This is a genomic window from Burkholderia pseudomultivorans, from assembly GCF_902499075.1.
GTDB classification, from domain to species: domain Bacteria; phylum Pseudomonadota; class Gammaproteobacteria; order Burkholderiales; family Burkholderiaceae; genus Burkholderia; species Burkholderia pseudomultivorans.
This window is the reverse complement of sequence record NZ_CABVPP010000112.1, coordinates 1-5,235: the sequence shown is the minus strand read 5'-3', so window position 1 is coordinate 5,235 and position 5,235 is coordinate 1. Positions and strand designations below refer to the sequence as shown.

8 protein-coding genes and 1 pseudogene are annotated in these 5,235 nt (G+C 68.7%); 3 read left to right on the top strand and 6 right to left on the bottom strand.

Annotated elements, in window-relative coordinates:
• From BST28156_RS34235 to BST28156_RS34210, 6 genes and pseudogenes are all read right to left on the bottom strand, one after another.
• On the bottom strand, window positions 1-212 hold a 212-nt coding region (locus tag BST28156_RS34235; RefSeq protein ID WP_146121599.1), incomplete at its 3' end, for a GntR family transcriptional regulator.
• Between the two features lie 305 nt (window positions 213-517).
• Window positions 518-790, bottom strand: a complete 273-nt coding sequence (locus tag BST28156_RS34230; RefSeq protein ID WP_080512409.1) for a hypothetical protein — start codon at window positions 788-790, stop codon at window positions 518-520.
• Window positions 791-801: 11 nt separating this feature from the next.
• A pseudogene (locus BST28156_RS34225) lies at window positions 802-1,257 on the bottom strand (DUF1269 domain-containing protein).
• Between the two features lie 102 nt (window positions 1,258-1,359).
• Entirely contained in the window at window positions 1,360-1,551 is a 192-nt protein-coding gene (locus BST28156_RS34220) for a hypothetical protein (RefSeq protein WP_012464954.1), read from the bottom strand.
• Between the two features lie 74 nt (window positions 1,552-1,625).
• Window positions 1,626-2,078, bottom strand: coding sequence for a phosphate-starvation-inducible protein PsiE (locus BST28156_RS34215; protein ID WP_012217851.1), 453 nt, complete (start codon window positions 2,076-2,078; stop codon window positions 1,626-1,628).
• A gap of 31 nt (window positions 2,079-2,109) precedes the next feature.
• On the bottom strand, window positions 2,110-2,439 hold the full coding sequence (locus BST28156_RS34210; RefSeq protein WP_012217850.1) for a helix-turn-helix domain-containing protein: 330 nt from the start codon (window positions 2,437-2,439) through the stop codon (window positions 2,110-2,112).
• Between the two features lie 429 nt (window positions 2,440-2,868).
• Between BST28156_RS34210 and BST28156_RS34200 the strand changes: the two genes are divergently transcribed.
• The 3 genes from BST28156_RS34200 to BST28156_RS34190 all read left to right on the top strand — a co-directional run bounded on the left by BST28156_RS34200 (window position 2,869) and on the right by BST28156_RS34190 (window position 5,093).
• Window positions 2,869-3,909: a Dyp-type peroxidase gene (locus BST28156_RS34200; protein ID WP_496109632.1), complete on the top strand. Its 1,041-nt coding sequence runs from the start codon at window positions 2,869-2,871 to the stop codon at window positions 3,907-3,909.
• Entirely contained in the window at window positions 3,906-4,721 is an 816-nt protein-coding gene (locus tag BST28156_RS34195) for a family 1 encapsulin nanocompartment shell protein (RefSeq protein WP_012217848.1), read from the top strand. The genes BST28156_RS34200 and BST28156_RS34195 overlap by 4 nt, the downstream gene beginning before the upstream one ends.
• A gap of 102 nt (window positions 4,722-4,823) precedes the next feature.
• Window positions 4,824-5,093, top strand: coding sequence for a hypothetical protein (locus tag BST28156_RS34190; protein ID WP_012217847.1), 270 nt, complete (start codon window positions 4,824-4,826; stop codon window positions 5,091-5,093).
• The last annotated feature ends 142 nt before the right edge of the window (window positions 5,094-5,235 follow it).

Genomic DNA, 5,235 nt, shown 5'->3' with positions numbered 1-5,235 from the left:
TCGCGGCGCAGGTTCACGAAGTAGCCCGACTGCGGCCGACTTTCGAGCAACCCGCGGCTTTCGAGCAGCAGGTACGCGTGCAGCACGGTCGTGATGCTGATCCGATGCTGCTGGCTTGCCTGACGGACCGACGGCACACGATCGCCGTGCCGGTACACGCCTTGCCGAATGAGTCTCTCGATGTCGTTCGCAAACTTCTCGTAGAGCTTCATCCGCCTCGCCTCGTCGGCGATGATCGGACGGGCCCCGCGTCGGCGCGCGGCGCGCGCCTGCATCGTCGCACGAGGCCGGAAAGCCGCGCACGGCCCGCGGCATGCGGGCTCGGGCATCGTCCAGTACCGTAAGTGAAGGCGGGTAGCAATGCGGATTCCATCGTGACAAGGATCGGCATCCTACTGCGTCAATTCGGCGAATGTAAGTGACAGTTTCGCGGGCCGACGCGAATTTCATCGGGTGTAATGAACAGATCGGCGCACCGCGCGACGTCTTCGTTGCCGCGCGATGCGCACGCGTGCGCTCACGCGTCGTCGACGTCGTTCGCGTCGTGGCCGATCGCGACCTTGCATGCGTCGACGACGACCGTCAGCTGCGCCGCGTCGAGCGCTTCGACCCATCGGCGAATCTGCAGGCACCGGCCGGTGCCGGGATCGGCAACGCGTTCGGCATCGTCGGTGCTCACGTCGACGGCCGCGATCGCGCGGTTGTCCGACAGCGGCGACAGCGGCGCCGAGATGTCCAAGCGCCGGTATGTCCGTTCGATCTGCATCGCTTCCTCGCGATCGGCATGCATCGACGCCGTGCTCAGCCGAGCGCGTGGCGCATCACCTTGCCGCCGAATCCCGTCACGACGTTGTCGACCGAGAACGGCGTCGCCTCCTTCGCCTCGAGAATCACGGCGGCGCTGCCGGGCGCGAGCGTCGCCGCAACCGATTCGACGAAGCGGCCGTCGAGCAGCGCGCTGCCCGCCGCATCGGCGAGCACGCCTGCGCCCGCACCGGCGGCGAAGCCCGTCACGACGCCCAGCGGGCCCGCGAGCAGGCCGAGCAGCGCGCCGGCGATCGCGCCGATCGCGGCGCCGCGAAACGGCCGCGCCTGGGCGTCCAGCACCGCGAGCTTGCCGGCCGCATCGCGTTCGACGACGACACCGTTGTCGATCGTGAATCCTTAGTTCTTCTCCGACAACGCGTCGAAATCGTTCGCCGCGCGTCGGGCCAGGTCCGCGCTGCCGAATACGGCAACGATCAGTTGCTTGCTCATCCGATCCCCCTCGTTTGCATGGCGCGCCCCGCCGCGGCGCGACGGTTCGGCGCGGGCGCTTGCCGGCCGGCGCGAAGAAGCCGCCGCGCGGCCGGCGTGCGTTCAGATGCCGATTGCGCGTTCGCGGGCGCGCGCGGCGTCGACATACGCGCGTGCGGCCGCAGCCTGCATCGCCGCAGCCGGTTCACGCTGCGCGCCGGCCGTATCGCGCGCAGCGCGCGCCTGCCGGTACGCCTGCTCGGCCGCGTGCTGCAAGTCGATCGCGCGTGCGAAGTCGTCCGGGTTCGTCGTCATGTGTGAGCCTCCGTCGTGCGCGTCGCGCCGCGACGCCGTGCCGTTTGCCAACCGAAAGCTTGCGCTCGCGTCGATCATCGGCTCGCACGCACATCGTCCTCGACGTCGCCGACTTCGGCCGGATACCGGTGCTGGCCGAAACTGAGGATCAGCACACCGAGCGCGAGCAACACGATGCCGAACGTCGTCATCAGCATCCGCTCGGGGCTGTCGGTCGCGCCGCGCAGGATCAGGTCGCGCGCGAGCGACGTCATCGCGATGAACAGCGGAAAGCGCACCGGCAGGCGGCCGAGCCGCAGATAGCGCACGTCCATCGCGAGCACTTCGAGATACAGGAACATCAGCAGCAGGTCGGTCAGCGACACCTCGCCCGCGAGCACGACCTTCCACGCCTCCTGCGCCATCGCGAACGCGGTCGCGAGACCGATCACGATCAGCCCCGCGAGTTCGGCCACATGAAGAAAGTGGCCGAAGCGGCGGCGAATGCGCTCGGCGGGCGAACAGGCGACGGTGGACGTATTCAGCATGTTTCGTGATTCGATGGAAAACGCGCTCAGCTCAGCGACGCGCGGCATGCAGCGCGTGCGGCGCAGCGCGGCGCGCCTCGGCGACGTGCGCGTCGGGCGGCCGGATGCCGGCATCGGCCATCGCATCGTCGACGGCCGACAGCGTGCGAACGCAACACTGATGAAACGCGATGCCGGCATCGGTGCACGCGACACCGTCATCGGCGCAACGCAACAGCAGACGGCAGCCGAGATAGCGTTCGAGGCCGTCGATCCGGTCGCTCACGTGCGCGGCGCCGAGCTTCAGTTCGGACGCCGCACCGGGCAATCCGCCGTGCTCGACCACCGCAACATAGATGCGCATCGCTTCAAGCAGATTCATCGTCGTGCTCCTCGTCGGCGGCCGAGCGAACCCAATCTACTGCACGCCACCTGCACAAACAAGAGCACAGCCGCGCGCGCGACAGGAGTACAGCCGCGCATCGGCACGATGGATTCGGTGCATGGTTTGCGCATTCGCAGGACAGATCGGCGATACGTGTTCCAAAGACTCGCCGAAGCTGCTAGATTGCAGGCTCGACCGCGCGATGCGGAGCGAACGTCGCGCACCGGGCGCATGCGCTGCGCCCGCGTGCATCGCTTTTCCGCATTCGCGGCGATTGCGCCGCATCGCGCGTTGCGACCGTACGCAACGCGTTTCATCCGCATGTCATACAAGAGAACAGTCGCATGACCGAGTTCATCCGTTTCCGTTCGCGCGCCGCGGCAGCCGCGCGCCGTCCGTCCCGACATGACTGACCGGCAGGCCGCGATGGAAACACGTGCCCCGCTCTCCCAGGCCGTCCACAGTCCGATCACGCGCAGCGCGATCTTTCTCGTCGCGACGATCAATCCCGGCGACGCCCATGCCGACACGATCCGCTCATGGTGCGGCGACATCGCCGCGCTCGTGCGCTCGGTCGGCAAGCGCGTGCCGGGCGGCAACCTGTCGTGCGTCTGCGGCTTCGGCTCGGACGCATGGGACGCGCTGTTCGGCGAACCGCGTCCCGCGGCATTGCATCCGTTCCGCGAATTCGGCGCCGGCCAGCGCGTCGCGATCGCGACGCCCGGCGACATCCTGCTGCACATTCGCGCCGATGCGATGGACCTCTGCTTCGAGCTCGCGACGCAGCTGCTCGCCGCGCTCGGCGATGCGGTGACCGTCGTCGACGAAGTGCACGGCTTTCGCAACTTCGACCAGCGCGCGATGATCGGCTTCGTCGACGGCACCGAGAATCCGGAAGGCCGCGATGCGGTCGACTTCACGGTGATCGGCGACGAGGATGCGGCGTTCGCCGGCGGCAGCTACGTGATCGTGCAGAAATACCTGCACGACATGGCCGGCTGGAACGCGCTGCCGGTCGAGACGCAGGAACGCATCATCGGCCGCACGAAGCTGTCCGACATCGAACTGGCGCCGGACGTGAAGCCGTCGTCGTCGCACAGCTCGCTGACGACGCTCGACGAGAACGGCAAGGAAGTGAAGATCCTGCGCGACAACATGCCGTTCGGCCGGCCGGGCGCCGGTGAATTCGGCACTTATTTCATCGGCTATGCGCGCTCGCCGGCGCCGATCGAGCAGATGCTCGAGAATATGTTCGTCGGCCGGCCGCCGGGCAACTACGACCGGCTGCTCGATTTCAGCCGCGCGGTCACCGGCTCGCTGTTCTTCGTGCCGTCGGCCGACCTGCTCGACGCGCTGCCCGATCGCGCCGCGCCCGCCGAGGCTGCCGCGCCCGCCCCGTCATCGAACGAGCCGCACCGCGACGGCTCGCTGAAAATCGGATCGCTCAAAGGAGTCAAAAGCGTATGAACAATCTGCACCGCGAACTCGCGCCGATCTCCAGCGCCGCCTGGGAGCAAATCGAGGAAGAAGTCGCGCGCACCTTCAAGCGGTCGGTGGCCGGCCGCCGCGTGGTCGACGTCGAGGGCCCGAAGGGCCCCGAACTCTCGGCCGTCGGCACCGGGCACCTGCGCGACGTCGCGGCGCCGCGCGAGCACGTCGATGCGCGGCTGCGCGAGGTGCGCACGATCGTCGAGCTGACGGTGCCGTTCGAACTCGACCGCGCGGCGATCGACAGCGTCGAGCGCGGCGCGCGCGACGCCGACTGGCAGGCGGCCAAGGAAGCCGCGCAGCGACTCGCGTTCGCGGAAGACAGCGCGATCTTCGACGGCTATCCGGCCGCCGGCATCGTCGGGATCCGCGAAGGCACGTCGAACCGCAAGCTCACGCTGCCGAGCGACGTCGGCGCCTATCCGGACGCCATCAGCGATGCGCTCGAGGCGCTGCGCCTCGCGGGCGTCGACGGCCCGTACTCGGTGCTGCTCGGCGCCGACGCCTATACCGCGCTCAGCGAGGCACGCGATCAGGGCTATCCGGTCATCGAGCACATCAAGCGGATCGTCAGCGGCGAGATCATCTGGGCGCCGGCGATCAGCGGCGGCTGCGTGCTGTCGACGCGCGGCGGCGATTACGAGCTTCATCTCGGCGAAGACGTGTCGATCGGCTATGCGAGCCACACCGACAAGGTCGTTCGCCTGTATCTGCGCGAAACCTTGACGTTCCTGATGCTGACGAGCGAAGCGTCGGTCGCGGTCGCGCCGGCCGCCGGCACGCCCGCCTGATGCGCCGCCCGCGCGCGATGCCGGCCCGGCGTCGCGCGCTTTGCGGCCGCACGACGGCCACCCGTTCGTCGCCGATCGAACCCATCCCGCATGGAGGGAATCATGAGCGATACGAATGATGCAATGCAGAAGCTGCAAGCCGCCGTCGACGGGCTGAAGCAAACCGTCGACGCCAACGCCGGCAGCCAGACCGCCGAGGTCGCCGTGCTGTTCACCGTCGTGTCGCTGATGCTGGCCGAACTGCCGCCCGACACGCGCAATCTGATCGAGGATTCCTTTTCCGTATGGGCCGACGGCCTGCCGGACGCCGCGTTGTCCGCGAGCGTCAAGCAGATCGCGCGACAGCGGCTCGCGATGACGTTCGACGCGTGACGCCGCCGCGTCGCGCGCGAGCGCCGGCCGGCTCGCGCCATGCAAGCCGCCCTCTTCGTCGCCGCTTGCGCGGCGCACAGCGGTTGCGCCGCGCGCGCGCCCGCCCCTGACACACCGGCCACCGCAGCCGCCGCGCGCCGTC

Bases quoted from the DNA above. Each gene is read 5' to 3' on its own strand.
- BST28156_RS34220 (WP_012464954.1), bottom strand. From the start codon at position 1,551: ATGACGACGAACCCGGACGACTTCGCACGCGCGATCGACTTGCAGCAC.
- BST28156_RS34195 (WP_012217848.1), top strand. From the start codon at position 3,906: ATGAACAATCTGCACCGCGAACTCGCGCCGATCTCCAGCGCCGCCTGG.
- BST28156_RS34200 (WP_496109632.1), top strand. From the start codon at position 2,869: ATGGAAACACGTGCCCCGCTCTCCCAGGCCGTCCACAGTCCGATCACG.
- BST28156_RS34210 (WP_012217850.1), bottom strand. From the start codon at position 2,439: ATGAATCTGCTTGAAGCGATGCGCATCTATGTTGCGGTGGTCGAGCAC.
- BST28156_RS34190 (WP_012217847.1), top strand. From the start codon at position 4,824: ATGAGCGATACGAATGATGCAATGCAGAAGCTGCAAGCCGCCGTCGAC.
- BST28156_RS34215 (WP_012217851.1), bottom strand. From the start codon at position 2,078: ATGCTGAATACGTCCACCGTCGCCTGTTCGCCCGCCGAGCGCATTCGC.
- BST28156_RS34230 (WP_080512409.1), bottom strand. From the start codon at position 790: ATGCATGCCGATCGCGAGGAAGCGATGCAGATCGAACGGACATACCGG.